General features: G+C 64.8%; 16 protein-coding genes. 9 read left to right on the forward strand and 7 right to left on the reverse strand.

Annotation, left to right across the window (positions count from 1 at the left end):
• Window positions 1-365: 365 nt before the first annotated feature.
• The 5 genes from R3X27_RS22025 to R3X27_RS22045 form a co-directional block, all read right to left on the reverse strand.
• A complete protein-coding gene (locus tag R3X27_RS22025) occupies window positions 366-1,142 on the reverse strand; it encodes a gamma-glutamyl-gamma-aminobutyrate hydrolase family protein (RefSeq protein WP_317711059.1) in 777 nt (258 codons plus the stop codon).
• A 236-nt stretch (window positions 1,143-1,378) separates the two neighbouring features.
• On the reverse strand, window positions 1,379-1,807 hold the full coding sequence (locus R3X27_RS22030) for a heme-binding protein (protein WP_317711060.1): 429 nt from the start codon (window positions 1,805-1,807) through the stop codon (window positions 1,379-1,381).
• A gap of 611 nt (window positions 1,808-2,418) precedes the next feature.
• The gene (locus R3X27_RS22035) at window positions 2,419-4,626 is read right to left on the reverse strand and encodes a malate synthase G (protein WP_317711061.1); all 2,208 of its coding nucleotides are present in this window, start codon (window positions 4,624-4,626) and stop codon (window positions 2,419-2,421) included.
• Between the two features lie 194 nt (window positions 4,627-4,820).
• Window positions 4,821-5,726, reverse strand: coding sequence for a cytochrome c (locus R3X27_RS22040; protein WP_317711062.1), 906 nt, complete (start codon window positions 5,724-5,726; stop codon window positions 4,821-4,823).
• A 7-nt stretch (window positions 5,727-5,733) separates the two neighbouring features.
• Window positions 5,734-6,456 carry a hypothetical protein gene (locus R3X27_RS22045; protein WP_317711063.1) on the reverse strand — a complete coding sequence of 241 codons (723 nt, stop codon included), beginning with the start codon at window positions 6,454-6,456 and terminating at the stop codon, window positions 5,734-5,736.
• A 363-nt stretch (window positions 6,457-6,819) separates the two neighbouring features.
• Here R3X27_RS22045 and R3X27_RS22050 point away from each other — a divergent pair, with 363 nt between their 5' ends.
• The 5 genes from R3X27_RS22050 to R3X27_RS22070 all read left to right on the forward strand — a co-directional run bounded on the left by R3X27_RS22050 (window position 6,820) and on the right by R3X27_RS22070 (window position 12,453).
• Window positions 6,820-7,320 (forward strand): TRAP transporter small permease subunit, encoded by a 501-nt coding sequence (locus R3X27_RS22050; protein WP_317711064.1) that lies wholly within the window; start codon window positions 6,820-6,822, stop codon window positions 7,318-7,320.
• A complete protein-coding gene (locus R3X27_RS22055; RefSeq protein ID WP_317711065.1) occupies window positions 7,313-8,929 on the forward strand; it encodes a TRAP transporter large permease subunit in 1,617 nt (538 codons plus the stop codon). Before R3X27_RS22050 ends, R3X27_RS22055 begins: the two co-directional genes overlap by 8 nt.
• A gap of 52 nt (window positions 8,930-8,981) precedes the next feature.
• A complete protein-coding gene (locus R3X27_RS22060; protein ID WP_317711066.1) occupies window positions 8,982-10,046 on the forward strand; it encodes a TRAP transporter substrate-binding protein in 1,065 nt (354 codons plus the stop codon).
• Window positions 10,047-10,245: 199 nt separating this feature from the next.
• Window positions 10,246-11,136 (forward strand): serine hydrolase domain-containing protein, encoded by an 891-nt coding sequence (locus R3X27_RS22065; protein ID WP_317711067.1) that lies wholly within the window; start codon window positions 10,246-10,248, stop codon window positions 11,134-11,136.
• A gap of 150 nt (window positions 11,137-11,286) precedes the next feature.
• Window positions 11,287-12,453 (forward strand): aminotransferase class V-fold PLP-dependent enzyme, encoded by a 1,167-nt coding sequence (locus R3X27_RS22070; RefSeq protein ID WP_317711068.1) that lies wholly within the window; start codon window positions 11,287-11,289, stop codon window positions 12,451-12,453.
• 26 nt (window positions 12,454-12,479) lie between these two features.
• On the opposite strand, the gene R3X27_RS22075 is transcribed toward R3X27_RS22070, so the two are convergent.
• Together R3X27_RS22075 and R3X27_RS22080 are read right to left on the reverse strand one after the other, a co-directional pair.
• Window positions 12,480-13,598 carry a DUF2955 domain-containing protein gene (locus R3X27_RS22075; RefSeq protein WP_317711069.1) on the reverse strand — a complete coding sequence of 373 codons (1,119 nt, stop codon included), beginning with the start codon at window positions 13,596-13,598 and terminating at the stop codon, window positions 12,480-12,482.
• A gap of 7 nt (window positions 13,599-13,605) precedes the next feature.
• Complete coding sequence (locus R3X27_RS22080) at window positions 13,606-14,667, reverse strand: HlyD family secretion protein (RefSeq protein WP_317711070.1); 1,062 nt, start codon at window positions 14,665-14,667, stop codon at window positions 13,606-13,608.
• Window positions 14,668-15,363: 696 nt separating this feature from the next.
• Between R3X27_RS22080 and R3X27_RS22085 the strand changes: the two genes are divergently transcribed.
• The 4 genes from R3X27_RS22085 to R3X27_RS22100 all read left to right on the forward strand — a co-directional run bounded on the left by R3X27_RS22085 (window position 15,364) and on the right by R3X27_RS22100 (window position 19,151).
• Complete coding sequence (locus R3X27_RS22085; protein WP_317711071.1) at window positions 15,364-15,579, forward strand: ferredoxin family protein; 216 nt, start codon at window positions 15,364-15,366, stop codon at window positions 15,577-15,579.
• A gap of 2 nt (window positions 15,580-15,581) precedes the next feature.
• The gene (locus R3X27_RS22090; RefSeq protein ID WP_317711072.1) at window positions 15,582-16,247 is read left to right on the forward strand and encodes a ferric reductase-like transmembrane domain-containing protein; all 666 of its coding nucleotides are present in this window, start codon (window positions 15,582-15,584) and stop codon (window positions 16,245-16,247) included.
• Window positions 16,244-18,043 (forward strand): FAD-binding protein, encoded by a 1,800-nt coding sequence (locus tag R3X27_RS22095; RefSeq protein WP_317711073.1) that lies wholly within the window; start codon window positions 16,244-16,246, stop codon window positions 18,041-18,043. Before R3X27_RS22090 ends, R3X27_RS22095 begins: the two co-directional genes overlap by 4 nt.
• A gap of 985 nt (window positions 18,044-19,028) precedes the next feature.
• Window positions 19,029-19,151: a hypothetical protein gene (locus R3X27_RS22100; RefSeq protein WP_317711074.1), complete on the forward strand. Its 123-nt coding sequence runs from the start codon at window positions 19,029-19,031 to the stop codon at window positions 19,149-19,151.
• The last annotated feature ends 42 nt before the right edge of the window (window positions 19,152-19,193 follow it).

The following is a 19,193-nucleotide window of genomic DNA, read 5'->3' on the forward strand; positions in this document are numbered from 1 at the left end:
AGGATCGACGCCTGCGGCGTCTCACCCGTTTGGGGAGTGGCGCGCGCTGCGCGCGCGTGGAGGCCATGTTCAGGGGTTCTTATTGATCCTAATCTTCAGACACTCCATGGCGAGACCAGGCGCACAGGTCCGTTTGGGGTGTTCATTCCAACACCGCCGATCCGTGCTCCGGCCGCGCGCCGCAGGCGCGCCACGCCCGACGGGAGGGGAAGCATCTTTGATGATGCCCCGACGGGAGGGACGCCCCCGCGACCGGTCTGCACAGAAACGTTGAGACTACGCTCCAGCGCTCTGTGCACTCAACGCATTGAACGATTGCCAGCGACGAAACCGGACCGGCCCCGACCCGCGCCTGAATGCCTTGTCTATGCACTCCGCAGACGGACGTTGCGCTGTCCGGCCGCCCATTTCCGCACGGCCGCGCCGAATGCCTCGAAGAGGGGACGCGAGACCGGGTCCCGCGCAGCGCGATATTCCGGATGCCACTGAACCGACAGGGTGAAGCCCGGTGCGCCCTCGACATAGATCGCCTCGGGTGTGCCGTCCGGCGCATGACCATCGATGACGATTCGCTTACCCGGCGTCTTGATACCCTGCCCGTGCAGTGTGTTGGTCATCACCTCACGCGTGCCATAGAGTTGGTGAAACCGCCCGTTTTTGGCAAAGGTCACGATATGGCGCAGCGCGAATTTCTCGTCCAGCGTCCCGTCCGGCGGCATCCGGTGGTTCAACCGCCCCGGCAGGTCACGGATCTCCGGGAAAAGCGTGCCACCCATGGCGACATTCACCTCCTGAAAGCCGCGACAAACTCCGAAGAACGGCTGCCCGCGCTCGACACAGGCCCGGACCAGGGGCAACACGATCGCGTCGCGTGCACGGTCGAACTCGCCATGCGCATCGGTGACCGCCTCGCCATATTCCTCCGGATGTACATTGGGTCGCCCGCCCGTCAGCAGGAAGCCGTCGCAGATCTCCAACAGATCCTCCACCGAGACAAAGCGCGGATCGGCCGGGATCACCATCGGCACCGCCCCGCAAACCTCCGCAACGGCCTCCGAATTCATCGTGCCGCCGGCATGGGTGGGGTATTCGTCATTGATCAGGTAGTGATTGCCGATAATGCCGATAACGGGTCGCGCCATGTTGCCTCGCAGGTTTCCACCCCCCATGGTTACCGGGATACGAGCGCGGGAAAAAGCTCCACGTTGCAGAAAAGAGTATTCGCGCCACAGATGCACGATCTCACCTCAGTCCCCCGCCCCAAATGATATCGGCGCACCGATCTCCGATCGACGCGCCGAAATCTGTCCATGTCGCGAAGCACAGGCCCCCGACACTCATCCCCAAGCACGGCGGAACAGCCGCGCAGCGGATGGCATCAATCCTCGCCGACAAGTCCCACGCTGGCGAGGGCCGCCACCGCACAGGCGGCATCGTTCGCCCCGGCATCGCCCGAGACCCCGAGCCCGCCCACGACCGTGCCGTCGCTGTCGCGTACCAGCACAGCGCCCGGTGCGGGGAACACCTGTCCATGACAGGCCTCCCGCATCGACGGCATGAACCAGGAGGTGTCCTGCGACAGCGCCTTCAACTGTTTGCCGCCCATATGCATCATTACGGCAGCGCGCCCCTTGCTGCGCGCAATCTCCGGGCCGGCGGCATTTGCTCCGTCCGAACGCTCGAGCATGATCAGATGTCCGCCCGTGTCCAGTACCGCCACGCTCAGCGGCTTCAGACCCATCTCGGCCCCTTTCGCGAGCACGGCCCGTGTGATTTCCCGTGCTTTCTCCAGATCGATTCCGGCCATTTGGCGTCTCCTTTGTCCCGCGCAGCAATCCGCAGCGCCTGATTCCAAAACGTTGCACTGAGCCATATATTGGAACCGGACGAACCACCACGCGCGCAAAGGCGCAGGACCGACTGTAGAGCGCGGCCCGAAGCAGCCCGGAGCGGACCGCACGGCGCGAATGGTGGAGCTCAGCCGGCATGAAAATCGCCAGTCTCGCCGATATCCACGGCACTGCCCGCGCCTGCGCAACGGGCGCTTCGTGGTTTTTTCCCAACAGCCACGGCGGCCCGGCCGAGGATGGTGACCCGCCGGTCCATCAACCTGTGCAAACTTGAACGCCGAAAGCCTCCCCATCGGTCGCGAAACGGCAGGAAGGGGGCGGACGGCCCGAGATGGGACTTCCCCATCAGCCCCGCGCTATATGACCCCGAGGCCGCCGTGGAGCTTGCGCGCGCAATTGCGCGTCCAAATTGCGCTGGAACCTTGGCGACGGACTGGATCGACGGCTGACACCCCCGCTGCGCCCCCGCCGCAGCCCCTGCAGCCCGGGCGTTCGCGCAAAAAAACGGGCGGCGCTCCACACGCCGCCCGTCCTGAAATGTCGATCACGCACCGACGCGTGCCCGCGCCTACTGAACCGTCTCTGTGGTCGCCCCGGCCGCCTTGCGCGATTCCTTGGCCTTCACCTGTCGGCGACGGTAATGCAGCGTCGGCTCGGTATAGCCCGAAGGCCAGTTGCCATCGTTGAAGACGAGATCGCAGGCCGCCTGGAACGCGTGGCCTCCATATTCCGGCGCCATCGGACGATAGTCCGGATCATCGGCATTCTGCGCATCCACCTTCTCGGCCATCGCCCGCATCACGTTCATCACCCGTGCGCTGTCGGCCACGCCGTGATGGATCCAGTTGACCAGCGCCTGGCTGGAAATCCGGCAGGTCGCCCGGTCCTCCATCAGCCCGACATCGTTGATATCCGGCACCTTGGAGCAGCCGACCCCATGATTGACCCAGCGAACCACGTAGCCGAGGATCCCCTGGCAGCAATTCTCCAACTGCGCCTCGATCTCCGCCTCCGTCAGCTCCCGTGCCAGCACCGGCACCGTCAGCAACTCTTCCAGCGAGGCGCGCAGACCCTCCGCGCCCTCGGCGGCGATGTCGTCCTGATGTTTGGCGACATCGACGACATGGTAATGCGTCGCATGCAGTACAGCCGCCGTCGGGCTCGGCACCCAGGCGCAGTTCGCGCCGGCCAGCGGGTGGCCGATCTTCTGCGCCAGCATGTCGGCCATCCGGTCCGGCATGGCCCACATGCCCTTGCCGATCTGCGCCCGGCCCTTCAGCCCGCAAGCCAGGCCGATATCGACATTGCGATCCTCGTAGGCCGAGAGCCAGCCGGCATGTTTCATGTCGCCCTTGGGCATCATCGGCCCGGCCTCGTTGCCGGTGGAAATCTCGTCGCCGGTCCGGTCGAGGAAGCCCGTGTTGATGAAACAGACCCGTCGCTTCGCCGCCGCGATACAGGCGGCCAGGTTCGCCGAGGTCCGCCGCTCCTCGTCCATGATGCCGATCTTCACCGTGTATTGCGGCAGGCCGAGGATCTCCTCGACGCGGGTGAAGATATCATCGGCGAACGCGACCTCGTCGGGCCCGTGCATCTTCGGCTTCACGACATAGACCGACCCCGCCGGGGCATTGGCCGGCCCGCCCTCGCGCGCAAGGTCATGCATTGCGATCATCGCCGAGACCAGCGCGTCCAGCAGGCCCTCGCCGATCTCTGCGCCATCCGCTTCCAGCACAGCCGGAGTCGTCATCAGATGGCCGACATTGCGCACCAACATCAGCGCGCGTCCCTTGAGCCGGGCCGCACTGCCATCCGGCGCGGTGTAGTCGATATCGGGCGCCAACGCGCGGGTGAAGGCGCTCCCGCCCTTGGAAACCTCCTCCGTGAGGTCCCCTTTCATAAGCCCGAGCCAGTTGCGATAGGCCAGCGCCTTGTCCGGCCCGTCGACACAGGCAACGCTGTCTTCCATGTCCATGATGGTGGAGACGGCCGCTTCGAGGATCACGTCCGAGATGCCGGCAGGGTCCGACGCGCCGACCGCACTCGACGGGTCGATCACCACACGGACATGCAGCCCATGCACCTCGAAAAGCAGCTCACGCAGGCTGCCATCTGCAGTCAGCCGCGTGCCGGCGAACCGATCCGGCTCGGCAAGCGCGGTGAAGCCCTCTCCCAGCCGCAGCCCGAGGATCTCGCCGTCGAAGGTGAAGCCGCTCACATCCGACCAGCGGCCAGCGGCCAGCGGCACGGCCTTGTCCAGATGCGCCTTTGCCCAGGCGATGACCCGGGCGCCGCGCTCGGCATCATATCCCGCGCCCTCGGGCAGGTCGCCCAGCGCGTCTGTCCCGTAGAGCGCGTCATAGAGGCTGCCCCAGCGGGCATTGGCCGCGTTGAGCGCATAGCGCGCATTGGTGATCGGAACGACCAGCTGCGGTCCAGCGATCACCGCCAGCTCGGGGTCGACATTTTCCGTCTCCAGAGCGAAGGGAGCGGGTTCATCCACAAGGTAGCCGACCTCCTTCAAGAAGGCGATATAGTCAGCCATGTCATAGGCTTCTTCGCGGTTCTTCACGTGCCAGGCATCAATTTTCTGGTGGATCTTCGCCCGCAGGCCAAGAAGCTCCCGGTTGCGTGGCCCGAACTCCGCGACCATGCCTGCAAGCCCCGCCCAGAAGGCGTCCGGCGCAAGCCCGGTGCCGGGCAAAGCGTCCGTTTCCACGAACTCGGCCAGGCTCTCTTCGACCTGCAAACCGGCGCGCATCACATATTCGTCCAAGGCTCCCCTCCACTTTCTGACCCCTCGACAGTCCCTGGCAACCTAGTCGCTAATCACGACGGCTTCAATCGGCGACACATCCGCAGGTTTCAACAGGCGGTTTCCGGGTCAGGCTTCTCGGATTTTCGGTGCCGTCAAAGCAGGTTCGGACATCAGGAACGCCGCGCGGAGACGTGCGGACCCCGTCGGTAAACTCACTCCGCGGAACGGCGCGGCGGCAGGGCCATCAGGTAGGCGGCAATCGCTTCGATGTCGCTTTGCGGCAAGTGCGAGAGGTTGATCCGGGCCGCTTCCATGCCGGAATAGAGGCCAGAGCCGGTCGGGTGGAGCGTCTCGATGATTTCCTCGGCGCTGTAGCCTTCCAATCCATCCTCGTGCGGCGTCAGGTTTGGCGCATAGCCACTCCCGTCCAGCATCTCGGCCCCGGCGAGCCAACGCCCCGCCCGCTCGCCCCCGAGGGGGCCGCGCGGCGTGTGGCAGCTGCCGCAATGGCCCGGCCCTTCGACAAGGTACTGCCCGCGCGCCACTTGCGGCGACGGGTTGTCGAGCGTGACCGCCGGGCCGGAGGCCGGGTGCAGCGCACGCCAGCCACGCGCGGCCATGGGCTGACCCGTGACAAGGCCGAGATCATTTCCCTCCGCGTCGTCCGAGACCGGGGGAAGCGTCATGATATAGGCATAGAGATCCGCGATATCCTGCGGCTTCATCCGCGCATAGGAGGGATAAGGAAAAGCCGGGTAGTAGGAATGACCGTCCGGGGCCACGCCCTGCCGCATGGCACGATCGAACTCGGCCAGCGTCCAGTTTCCCATGCCGTGCTGCGGATCCGGGGAGATATTGGGGGCGCGGAAGACGCCGTAGCCGGTGGGCATGGCGTGGCCGCCGCCGAGACGCGGCGCTTTGCTGTCGAGCCTGCCCTCGCTGCCGTGACAGGAGGCGCAACTTCCGGCCCAGAACATGGCCTCGCCATTGGCGCGCGACACCTCGACCGGAGGTTGGGAAAGGCCGTCCTGACCCGGGTCCCCGACACAGCCCGCAAGGACGGCCAGCGCGAGGGCGCCGGCAAGCCCGCCTGCGGCCTTGCCCCAAACATGTTTCATGACATTCCTACAAACCGAAGCGGAAACCGTCCTTGAGCGAATAGGTCACGCCGACCGCGAAGACATAGCCGAAAACATCCGACTGCAGCGTCCCGTCGCCTTCGAGATCGACATCGAACCAGTATTGCGCCAACTTGCCCTCGCCAAAGACGCTCCAACGGTCGTTGATCTCGTAATCGATGCCGAAGGTCGCCTGCACGGCGGGACCGCCGTATTGATACTGAAACATCTCGGAGGAGCCGTCCGCGCTCGTCGCTTCGACATGCGGCGTGGTGATGCCAACCCCGGCCATGACATACGGTGTCCAGCGGGTCTCGTTGAGATGACGATAATTGCCGGTGAGCGTGATCATGTTGATCCCGTCAGTGAACTCCAGCGTCTTGAAATCCTTCGGCATCGGGTTCGCGGCGATCTTGGTATGGACATTGTCGATACCGATCCCCCAGTTCGGCTTGCCCTCAAGCCACCAGACCGCGCGCAGGCCGAAATTCGGCGGCATCTTGAGATTCTCGCCATCCCAGCCGACAGTTTCCGTGTTCGACCCCTCGCCCTTGCCGAAATCGTAAGTGACGTCAGTTGCCGACGCGTGGTGATTGGCCAGAGAGAAGGAGAGTTGGATCTCCGCATCGGCGCTTTGCGTGCCTCCCAGAAGTGCCGCAACGGAACACGCGGTCAGACACGGAATGGCAGCCCGAAGGCGGGAAGAAATCGTACGGGTCAAGTCAGTCATGGCGATGTACGGTCCTGTGCCGAATGTCTCGAAAAATTCCACGCTCGAAGGTGAGATAAATGCGCTGACGCGCCGCCTTCGTAGCGAGCTGCGGGCAAGAAGTCGACCACGCGAGCCCCCCCGTCATATTCCATTACCGACAGACGACAAGAGATTCGGTTCGCCAATTTCGGCTGCACGCCGCCAGTGTGGCACGCAGGCTATAGCGCTCACATTCCGGTTCGGCTCGCCTGAACCGGCGTACAAAACCCAGGTTTTCGCCAAGGAATGCGGCGAAATTGTCGCGCGGCGCCAAGGATGTGCGCCAAGCCTTGCAGCCCTTGCCGCTTTTCGGCATTGCGGCGCTCGAGCGAGGGAAAAGGCATGAACCTTCTGATAAAAACCGCATCCCATGTGCATTCCGGCACCCGCCGCGCCTGCCAGCTGCTGCTGGGAATGATTTTCATCGGCCAGCTCACGGTGGTGATTCTGCGCTACGTTTTCGGCATCGGTTTCATCGAGTTGCAGGACGCCGTGGCCTATAGCTTCGCCACGCTCGTCGTCCTCGGCCTTCCGGTGGCGCAGGTGCGCGATGTGCATGTTCGTGTCGATGTCTTCCGCGCGCATCAGGGCATTCGCAAGCAGGCCCGTTTCGACCAGCTCGGCATCTTCGCCTTCCTGATCCCCGTCTTCGGCCTGACGATCTACTGGGTCTGGCCCGACGTCGCCTATTCCTGGTCGATCCGCGAGGCCTCCGTCGAGACCGGCGGGCTGCCCGGGCTCTATCTGGTGAAATCCATGCTGCCGCTGGCCTGCGCGCTGATGATCCTGCAAGGGCTTGCCAGCTTCGTGATCGCCGGCGAAAGGGCGAAAAACGATGATTGAACATGGCTGGCTCATCTTTCTTGGCCTGAGCCTGCTGGCCGGCATCCTTTCGGGCATCCCGGTCATGCTGATCCTGTCTGGCGTGCCGGTTGCCGTGGCCTTCTTCGCGAGCCTCTTCGGCGGGTTCGACCTTTCCTTCCTGCAAGCCTATCCGCAGCGCGCCTACGGCGTGATGCAGAACTCGCTGCTGATCGCGGTACCGCTTTTCGTGCTCATGGGGGTGCTGCTGGAGCGCTCCCGCGTCGCCGAGCGCACACTCATGCAGGTCTCGCGCCTGCTTGGCGGTTCGCCGATGGCGCTCGCGCTGTCGGTGCTGCTGATCTCCACGCTGATCGCCGCGTCCACCGGCATCATTGGCGCCACCATCGTCATGCTCGGCATGATCTCCCTGCCCGCCATGCGCCGGGTCGGCGTTCCGGACAGTACCGCCTCGGGGCTGATCTGCGCCTCCGGCACGCTCGGACAGATCATTCCGCCCTCGATCGTGCTCATCCTGCTCGGCGACCAGGTCTCCAATGCCTATCTCGACGCCCAGCAACGCGCCGGCAATTTCGCGCCCGACGCGGTCACCGTGGGCGATCTCTTTGCCGGCGCGCTGCTCCCGGGCCTCGTTCTCGTTGCCCTTTACGGCGTCTTCGTCACGCTGCGCCTCGCACGCACCCCGGCGAAGATCCAGCCGGACACCACGCCGATCTCCTCCTGGGACGTATTCCGCGAGGTCGTGCCGCCGATCATGCTGATCCTCGCCGTGCTCGGCTCGATCCTCGTCGGCGTTGCCACGCCCACCGAGGCCGCGGCCATCGGCGTTGCCGGCACCTTGCTGATCACCGCCGCGCGCGTCACTTCCGCCTCCGACGAGCATTCCCACCCCGCCGGTTCCTTCCCGCATCAGCCCGAAGAGCGCCGCAGCCCGGCCTGGCTGCGCCATTCGATGACCGGCACGGCCCTAGTCGGCTTCGCCCTCGTCTCGCTGCGCATCTCCGGGACTGGGCGGATCAATCTCAACTCCGCCGAGTTCAGTTTCGGCGGCGGCTCCCTTCTTGCGCTGGCTCTGACGGTGTTGCTGCTCGCCGGCCTTGTGCTGGCGGTCGTGGTGCTAACCCGCTCCGGCGTCTTCGGGGCCGCGCTGTCGCAGGCCGTGCAGGTCTCGGGCATGATCTTCGGCATCATCCTCGCCGCCTCCATGCTCTCCCTCGTTTTCCGCGGCTTTGGCGGCGATGACTGGGTGCATGAGCTGCTGACCGGCCTGCCCGGCGACGAGCGCACCATGCTGCTCTTCACCCTGCTGGTGATTTTCCTGATGGGGTTCGTGCTCGAATTCGTCGAGATCGTCTTCATCGTGATCCCGCTTGTCGGCCCGATCCTGCTTCAGCATATCGATCCGGTCTGGTTCGCGGTGCTGGTCGCGCTGAACCTGCAGACCTCCTTCCTGACTCCGCCCTTCGGTTTTGCGCTGTTCTATTATCGCTCCGCGGCACCGGCCGAGATCTCCACCGGGACGATCTATCGGGCGATTATTCCCTTCGTCCTGATACAGGTCGTCACACTTGGGGTGGTTTTCGCCTGGCCTCCCCTTGCGACCTGGCTGCCGAATCTGTTGTTTGGCTGACAACGCGCGACCTGTGCGGGCCGACCCCGCTCAACCAAAACGGAGAGTGAAGATGAAGCGTCGTACCTTCCTGAAAACCGGAGCGCTTGCCGCGCCCGCAGCGGTCCTTGCCGCACCCGCCATCGCGCAGGGTCTCATCGAGTGGAAATGCCCCACTTCCTTCCCCTCCAAGGCGCCAGGGATCGGCACCAACGCCACGACCTTCGTCGAGCGCGTCAATGCCATGGCCGAGGGCAAGCTGAAGCTGAAGCTCTATTCCGGCGGCGAGCTGGTCCCGCCCTTCGCGGTCGAAGACGCCGTGCAGCAGGGCACGGCCGAAATCGGCCACGGCACGCCCTATTACAACGCCGGCAAGAACTCGGCGAACCACTTCTTCACCACCATCCCCTTCGGCCTGAGCGCCGCCGAAATGTCGGCCTGGCTTCGCTATGGCGGCGGTCAGGAGCTCTATGACGGGATCTATGGCCAGCGGAACCTCAAGCCGATCCATTCCGGCAACTCCACCGTGCAGGCCGCGGGCTGGTTCAAGAACGAGATCACCTCGCTGGACGATCTCTCCGGCCTCAACATGCGCATCGCCGGCCTTGGCGGCGAAGCCATGCGCAAGCTCGGCGTCAATGCCGTGCTGCTGCCGCCGACCGAGATCTTCCCGGCCTTCCAGTCCGGCGCCATCGACGCCGCCGAATGGGTCGGCCCGATGCTCGATCAGGCTTTCGGCCTCAACAAGGTCGCGTCGCATTGCTACGCCCCGGCCTTCCACGAGCCCGGCGCGGGCCTGAACGTGGTGGTCAACAAGGATGCCTGGGCAAGCCTGACCCCGGATCTGCAGGCCATCATTATCAACGCAGCCCAGGCCGCGGAAACCGAGACGATCAGCCAGTTCGAGTATTTCAACGCCCAGGCCTTCCAGTCGCTGAAGGATGCCGGCGTGCAGTATCACACCTTCCCCGAAGATGTGCTGGCCGCCCTCAAGGGCGCCGTGGCCGAGGTGCTTGAAGAACAAGCCGCCGCGAACCCGGATTTCGCCGCCTGTCTCGAGAGCTACAATGCCTATCTGGCCGTGGCCAAACCGTATGCCGAAGCCTTCACCGCGCCGATGCTGATGCAACGCCTCTGATCCGGCGACGCCTTTCGGCACTGACATCCGAGGCTGCGCGGTCCTGCCGTGCAGCCTCTCTTTATGTCCGACGGAACTGCGGGATCGCGACGTCCGTGCAGGACCTCCTCCCCGTGTCCTTGCCCATCGCAGCCGGCGTGCCCAACGTCTCAGACGCGCTCAATTTGACATGGCTCCCCGGATCAATGACCCTGCCAGAATGACCGCGCAGGACATTCACACGCACTGGATCAAGGCGTCCGGCGCCGAGGGGCAAGACGGCATGCCGGGAGCGACATTCCCCTATTGGAGCTTTACCAAGACGGCAATCGCCATCTGCGCCCTCAAGCTGGTCGAGACAGGGAAGCTGTCTCTTGATGCGCGGCTGGACGGGCGTCCCTATACCCTGCGCCACCTCCTTGCGCATAGCGCCGGGCTGCCCGATTACGGGCCGCTGAAAGCGTATCACGCCGCTGTTGCGCGCAGGGATACCCCCTGGTCGCGTGAGAAATTGCTCGAGGCGACCCAGGTTGAGCGGATGCTCTTCAAGCCGGGAGACGGCTGGTCCTATTCCAATATCGGGTATCTCCTCGTGCGGGACCTGGTCGAGGAGGCAACGGCGACGACGCTCGGCCGGGTGATATCCGACCTGATCTGCAAACCTGTCGGCCTGGAGACTGTCGCGTTCTGGGACAGTCTCGAACAATCCTCGGCGCTGCATTGGGACGCCGCTGCAGGCTATGATCCCCGATGGGTCTATCACGGTTGCCTGGTCGGCACGGCTTCGGACGCCGCCCGCCTGCTGCACGCGCTGTTTGCGGGGGAGTTGCTGACAGCGGACATACTGCGCGCCATGCTCGACCGACGCTCCCTCGGCGGTGCCCTGCCCGGTCGGCCCTGGACGCGGTGCGGCTACGGTCTCGGTCTGATGTCCGGTGCGATGGACGGGGTGGGACAGGCGGTGGGCCATTCCGGCGCGGGACCATTCTGCGTCAATGCCGTCTATCACTTTCCGGATCTGCCCGACCCGATGACGGTCGCCTGCTTCACGGACGGTTTCGACGAGGGCGTGGCTGAATTTGCCGCCGAGAGGATCGCCCAGACGCAGTGACGGCCCTGTCCGCCGCTGAGGTTCCCGCCGCCGTCTTCCTGCGCGCAGCCTTTGGTGCCCGAGAAGGAACATGCGGCGATCGCTCCGATTTGCGACACGACACGCCCTTGCTAGCGTCGCGGCGACCTTCCCTTGTCCCCCGGTATCACCATGACAGACACGCCCCTGCAGCAAGACCCGATGCTGCTCCCCGACATGCGCTCGGAGTTCGACCTGCCCCGAGAGATCGTCTGGATGAATTGCGCCCAGATGTCGCCCATGCATGCGAGCGTGGTCGCGGCCGGCCAAGCCAGCGTGATGCGCAAGGCGCGCCCATGGGAGGCCGTCCCGGCGAGTTTCCTGCCGGAGCTTGAACAAACGCGCGCGGCCTTCGCCGCGCTGCTCAACGCGACCTCCGACAGCATCGCCATTCTCCCCGCCTGCTCCTACGGCATCGCGACGGCGGCGAGGAACATCCCGCTCGGCCCCAACCGGAATGTCGTGATCGTCGAGGAGCAATTCCCGTCAAACCGCCTGATCTGGGAGCGCAGATGCGCGGAAAGCGGCGCCACCCTGAAAACAGCGCGCCGGACAGGGGCCGGCGACATCACCGGCCCGATGCTGGAGGCGATCGACCGCGCGACGGCGGTGGTTGCCTGCGGCGCGGTCCACTGGACGGATGGGACGCCGATCGACCTCGTAGCAGTCTCGGCGCGGGCCCGGGAGGTTGGCGCGGCTCTGGTGCTCGACCTGACGCAAAGCCTCGGCGCTATCCCGTTCGATGCCCAGGCAATCGACCCGGATTACGCCGTTGCGCCCAGCTACAAGTGGCTTCTGGGCCCCTACAGCCTCGGCGGCCTCTATGTTGCGCCGCGCAACTGGGACGGCACGCCACTGGAAGAGAGCCACATGGACCGGAGCGACCGGCTCGCGGCCATGGCCGGCGCAACCCCGCCCTATGATGCGGGCGCACGGCGTTTCGATGTTGGCGAGAAGGTGAATTTCCAGCTCATGCCAATGCTGCTGGCCTCGCTCTCGCTGCTTGGCCAACTCGGCCCAGACCGCATCGCGGAGACACTTCGCAGAAAGACCAACTGGCTGGCGGACGCGCTGGCCGAGCGCGGTTTCGAGCTGCCGCCGAACCATCTGAGAAGCCCGCACTTCTTCGGAACCTTGCCGCCCGAGAGAGCGCCGGACGACCTCGGCGCGCGTCTCGAGGCTGAGGGCGTCTATCTGAGCACCCGGAATGGCAAGCTTCGCCTTGCGCCGCATCTGTGGAACGACGCAGAGGATCTCGACCGCTTTCTCTCCGCGCTCGATTCCTGCATGGCGCGATAGGCGCGGCGGCGATTGCCGGACGGGATCTAGGTCGTCGGCGCGCCCTGCTCACGCCGGCTCCTCCAGTTCGGCCCGCGCGACACCGGCTCGCGTTCCGGCAGGAAGGCATCCAGCGCAAGGAACGCCCCGAGCACCCAGATCAATGCTGCGGCCACCTGCACCAACCGGTCGAGCATCTTCACCTCCACGTCCCCTCCAAAGGGCGCCATCGAACCGCCGAAGAGGATGATGAAGGTGGTCAGCGCCGAGCCCGCCAGCGCCGCATCGGGCCGGCCAGAGACAAACCATTGCGCCATGATCAGGCAGATCACCAGCGTGACCACGGCCATGAAACCGAAATGCGTGTTGATCACGACCAACTCATAGGCCAGCACAGCCGTCGCCCCGCCAGTGAGGTTGGCCAGCAACATGCCGCGCGCGACCGCCGGCCCCGCCCGGGTACTGGCGGCGAGTTGCTGGGCGAGGATGGCGACGAAAAGCAGTGTCAGGACCGCGCCACTTGAAGAGAGCTGAAAGGCCAGCGTGAATGGCGCGGCCACAAGGGTCATGCGCACAAGGCGGCGCTCTGGATCGAAGGCGGCTGCCGGAGCGGCCGCGCCCGGCAGAACAGACCCGCTCTCGGTGGGCAGCAGGGCGAAGGCGCCCGCGCAGACCAGAAAGGCCAGCGCCATGTTCAGCGGCATCCAGACCGCCAATTGCAAGGCAACCGTATGCGACAGTCCGACAAGGTAGGGCATGAGCAGCACGCCCATCAGGGCCAGGAGGACCATCAGAACGGGTTTGCCAGAGACTGACAGCGAGAACGCCCAGACCAACAGGACAAGCTGCGCGACAAGGAAAACCGCCGGATAGGGCTCGAGCGCGCTGAACAGCAGGAGCCCGGCCATCAGCGAGACGAGCCCCATGGCGATCAACGTCACGCTCGCTTTCAGGCGGGGGGCCTGATCGCCTTGCAGAAAGAGTCCGGCGAAAATGGCGGCGAGGAAAGCGAAGGGCCATTGCAGCGCCATGCCGAGCAGGAAACAGAAGCCAACCCCAAGCGCCAGCCGGACGCCCTTGCGCGTATCCAGCTCCGGTTCGGAAAGCAGGGCCGCGCGTAGCGCTTCCTCGTCCCTGTCCCTGTCCCTGTCCCTGCCGGTCGGCATATCACTGTCAGTAGGCATAGGAGAGCCAGGACATAGCCCGGATATACCACGATCCGAGCATGTTCAGCACCGTGTTCTCGCCGGTATAGACGACGATGTCAGCTTGCCCGTTGAGCTGGAAAAACACGTCATCCTCCGCATCGCCATGCACATAACCCGGCAGCAGGATACGCACCGGGAAGCGCTGCGGCTCCCGCATCCAGCCAGAGCTGCGCGGCGGCGAGGACAACCCGTCCGAGGCCGGTCCGCCTATCGATACGGCGCCGTAGAAGCTCTCCACCACACCGGTCAGGACCCGCCCCGGATGCATGTCGAGCACCACCTCTGCGCGGGCACCGGGCCGCATCTTGCCCAGATTGTTCTCGGTCATATAGGCCTCGATCCAGACATTCTCCGAGTCCAGAAAGCGCATCAGCGGCCGGCCGGCAGTGGCATAGGCACCCGGAGCGATGTCGAGATTGCTGATGCCGCCCGTGGCCGGTGCGACAAGCTCCGTCCAGGACAATTCCAGCTCTGCCTGTGCCAGCGCCGCCAGTGCCCTGCGCACGGCCGGATTCTCTTCGTCCTCGGGGCCAAGCTGGTTGCGGGCACGGTCAAGATCGGCTTGTGCTGCCTCCAGCGCGCTTTGGGCCGCCGCAAGCGCCGCGCGCGCATCATCCCCCCGCGCTGTCGCGACAAGCCCCTTGCGCTCCATCTCGAAGACCCGCGCGGTCTGGAGCTGGACATTGTTGAGATCGGCCTGCGCCCGGGCCAGGCTCGCCTGCGCCCCCTCGACACCCGCCGATCCGGCGCCAAGCTCCTGCAGGACAGTCGCAAGATCGGCTTGCGCTGTATCCCGTGCGATCTCGAACGGCGTCGGATCAATCCGCGCCAGCGAGTCGCCTGCGGTCACGATCCGCCCGTTCTGCGCTGACAGCTCGATGACCTGTCCGGACACCTGCGGCACGATGGGGGTCACCACCATCTTGACGCGGGCATTGCCCGTGAAGGGGGTGGCCCGGTCTGCAAGCAGATACCAGATCAACAGGAGCAGGGCGATGAGCGTCAGGAGCCGGATTGCGAATTTCATCGGGACCTCGTCACAGATTTGGGTTCTTTGGTTGCGCGAATTGGTTCATGCGGTGACAGGAAGACCAGGCACGCGCCTCCCGCCTCGGAGCGTAGTCCTATCCTGCCGGATCGGTAAACCCCGCAGGGAAGACTGCGGCCCTTCGCGGCGTTTGCTGCGATAGCAAGGGAATGCGACCCAAGCCGCGCTGGCGGCTGCCCGTCGGGTGGCGCCGTATCGGTTGAGGTCAGCCCTTATCCTGCCAAGTCATAAAAAGATCAAAGCGTTGCGCGCGGCAGGCAAAGCGCCAGCCCGCCTGGACGGTCTGGCGCTGGCACGGCGCCGTCGGCCTCGACTCCGTGCCAATCAGAGATCACCCCCCCCCGAAACCAGCTCTTCTCCCACGCAGCGCCCCCACGAAACATGGAGCGAGCGTGGACCCCCGGCTCCCAAAGGGCTCCGGTTCAAAGACCAACGATCCGACCTCGCTGGAATCCTCTCGCAATCCCAGTCGCTCCCATTCACCAGCCCGGAACCGGCACGAAAACCACGGCTCTTCCTTCTCTCTGCACAATCGTCCGTCATCCTCCTCCACGAAGTCGAGGTTGCTTCCGATCCAGCCATCGCTTCGCCGACACATATGAAGGAAAGAGACATGCCCTCTGTCCAAGGCGGCGCGGCCGTCCGGGCACAGCCGGCCGGAGGTGCGCGCAGGCCATGACCATCAAGTCCATCCACGGGTGCATCGGTTGCGGTGAATGCGTGCAATCCTGCCCATGTGACGTGATCCGGTTGGATCCCGGCTCTGGAAAGGCCGTCATCGCCTATCCGGACGATTGCCAGATCTGCCATCTTTGCCGGCTCTACTGCCCGGTTGACGCAATAGAAATGTCACCGGAAAAATCCCTCCCCGTCATCACACCCTGGGGCTGACGATGAAACCGACCCGCACCTGCCTCGCCCTTGCCGCCGTTCTGCTATTCCTGGCCCTGCCGCTGGCGCTCTACGCGCTCGCTCCTGTCCCGGGCCGCTCCCTGCTGAAAGAAGCCCTGTCGATCCTGACGGTACTCTCCTTCACGCTGCTGCTTGGCCAGTTCTTCCTTGCCCGCACCATCCCGGCGGTCCAGCAGGCATTCAAGGTGCCGCACCTGCAGGCGTTACACCGCTGGATCGGCTATGGCGCGATCACCGTTCTGCTGCTGCACCCCTTCCTGATCGTGCTGCCGCGCTATTTCGAGCCCGGCGTTCGACCGCTCGACGCGCTGATCACCATGCTGACCAATTTCGACAATCTCGGCGTGCTGCTCGGCCTCGTCTCCTGGGGGCTGATGCTTGTGCTTGCCCTGACCAGCCACCTGCGCATGCGTCTGATCAAACGGTTCCACATCCGCTACCGGGTCTGGCGCGGCTTCCACGCGGTCCTGGCCACGGGTTTCACCGGCCTCTCTCTCTGGCACGCGATCGAACTCGGCCGCCATACCGGCTGGCTGCTTGGCGGCTTCTTCGGCTTGCTGGCCCTCGCCGGCATTGCCCTGCTCGCCCGCCTCTACATGCCCGAACGGCCCCGCCCTGCCGCACATGCCGAGGGACTGCACATATGACCAGGACCGATCGCTTCGATGGCCCCAACCGCCGCCAGTTCCTCGCCCTCGGCGGCGCCGTTTCCGGGCTCGCCGCCTTGGGAATGGGCGCGGGCTGGGCCGAGAACCGGCCGCGCGTCACTGCCGCCAACGTAGCCGGCAGGGATCACAAGACCGACGTGCTTGTCATCGGCGGCGGCATGGCCGGGCTCTTCGCCGCCGTGAAAGCGCATGATGCCGGTGCAAGCGTGATGCTCGTCTCCAAGGGGCGGCTCGGCGCCTCCGGCCAGACCCCCTTCGCCAAGGGCTTCTTCACCTATGATGTCGAAAAGGAGAGCCTGAGCATCGACGAGTTCGTTGCCAAGGTTTCTCGCTCCGCCCTCGGCACCAACAACCCGATCTATACCCGCCAGCTCGCCGAGCATTCCCTCGCCCGCGCCAAAGAGCTGAAGGAATGGGGCTTCTTCGACCAGGTTCTGGCCAACCGACCCTTCCTCAAGCCAATCGAGGCGCGCGACATCCCCCTGATGGAACGGGTGATAATCACCCACCTTGTCAAGGAAGACGGACGCATCGGGGGCGCCGCAGGCTTCCGCCTCGACAGCGAGGAGACCGTGCTCATCCGCGCCCGCGCAGTGGTACTCTGCACCGGGGCGGGCGGCTTCAAGCCCAACGGGTTCCCGATCGGCGATCTGACCCATGATGGCTCGATCATGGCCTATCGCATCGGCGCCAAGATCACCGGCAAGGAGTGGAATGACGGCCACTCCACCCGCGCCAACCACCCCGCCGCCAGTTTCGACAACTGGGGAGACATGTTCGAACGCATCCCCGGCACGACCGGCATCGAGATCCATCACGATCTCGGCGTCGACGCCAATTACATCGCCTACCAGACCGGCAACCCGCTGCCCGGCGGTCCCCCGGGGAGCAGGGACGACCGGTCCGTCAGCGGTGGCCCGGTGACACCGGAAGAATTCCGACGCCGCCCCGGTGGTCCGAGCGGTCCGAGCGGCTCCGGTCCCGACGGCGAGCGCGCCGGACGCGGCGGTCCCGGTCGGGACGGACCGCCCCCGCCGAAGGGCGGCGGCCCGAAGCGCTCTGGCGGCGCGCCCGGTTTCGCGATGGACGCCCCGCAGATGGGCGGCGCTTCGGCCGGCCTGTCGATCCACAAATCCGAAGGACTGGTCCCGGCGGACGCACGCTGCAACAGCAATGTCCCGGGCCTGCTCGCGGCAGGCGACGCGCTCGGCTCGCATATGGCTGGCGGGATCTATACCCAGATCGGCTCCTCGCTCGCCGGCTCCGCCGTACAGGGCGCCATTGCCGGGGAGGAAGCCGCCAGCTACGCCACCCGGACGGACCCGGTCGAGATCCCGCAGGCGCATATCGACGGCATCCGCGCCGAGATCCTCGCGCCCCTCGGACGCGAGGCCGGCTATGGCCCGGCCTGGGTGACGCAGACCCTGCAAGGGGTGATGGTCCCGAATTTCGTGCTCTACATCAAGAAAGAGAGCCTGATGCGCGCCGCGCTGGCCTATATCGAGGAGCTCCGCGACCATCACGCGCCGATGCTGCGCGCCGCGGACATGCATGAGCTGCGCCTCGCCTTTGAGACGCAAAACATGATCCTCTCGGCCGAAATGAAACTGCGCGCCTCGCTGATGCGAACCGAAAGCCGGTGCAGCCATTACCGAGTTGATTACCCGGAGACCGACGACGCGAACTGGCAAGCTTGGATCAACATCCAACAGGATGCGGATGGCCAGATGACACTGGAAAAGCAACCCTTTGAAAGCTGGCCCCAGGGCACCTGACCCGCCGGCGCAAGCCGGTCCGATCCGCGCCAGATGCATCCTCGGACAGAATGAGACGACCGGAGCCCGGCCGTCCATTTTGGTCTATCCTGGGCGGGACGTCTTTCGGCAAGGATGCCGCCATCGCCGCGTTTCATCCCGAAAGCGTCGATGCGCCAAGGCCTTGTTGAGTTCAGTTCAGTGTTCTCATCGATTGCCTTACCGCTCGTCCATTCAATGGAGACAGAGGCATCACGGGTCCCCACTCCAAAGAGAGTCAGCCACAAGGCGTCCAGACAAGGATCAAGCGTATTGCACCTTGACTTCCTGCAGGTACAGAATGACGTCTTTCAGGCGCCCGTGAACGCGCCCTGACGGACCGAACCAGATCTGATACTTCATTTTCGGAACTCCCGTGTCCGCTCGATACCATCCACTATCGGGAAAATGTGTAACCGAATGGTGAGCGCGCCGCTCCGTTGTGGCAAACTGACCGGGATGACGCGGTTCGATGCGCTTCTCCAACGGCGCAGCGCCCGCGTCCGGCGCATTGGAGCGGTGGTTTGGGAGATGGCGGTGCCCTGCGCTGGTCTGACGAACTTGCCGAGGTCATCCTGCGCCGCCTTGCCAATTATGCACCGCCGCGCGGAGATCCCGCTCCGGCCATCGGAACGGCCTATACGCCTCGGAGCGGGAAAATCGGAGCGATCCGTGTCGGGCCGCGACGATTTTCGGCTGAGAAATCCCGCCGTGGTGATTCGCCGAAGTCCCCGCAAGAACCGCCGCCGAAATCCCGGCGAGGCATTTCTCTCTGGCTGCGAGCGGTACCAGCTTCCAACCGAATATCGAAAACGACAGTCATCGTTCAATTTGCGACACCACTCGGCAACGAGCGGCCTGATATTCACGATTTCGAAGAAAATTCCTTGATAGGATGAATCCGAAGCCCTACGTGGGAATTGAGCCCGATAGAGGACGGGTTTTTCCATTTTTGTTGGAGGTTGCGATGCTGACACGCGACGACATGATCCGCGAATACCAATCGCGCGCTGGTACCCTGCCCGCGCTCTTGCTGGTCTATGCCGTCCTTGTCAGTACGCTGGCGCTGTCGGCAAACGCCATTCTCTGAGCGGACGCCAGGCGCCAAACACACCCACCCGAAGCATATCGT

It is taken from the genome of Tropicimonas sp. TH_r6 (assembly GCF_033101155.1).
GTDB lineage: Bacteria > Pseudomonadota > Alphaproteobacteria > Rhodobacterales > Rhodobacteraceae > Tropicimonas.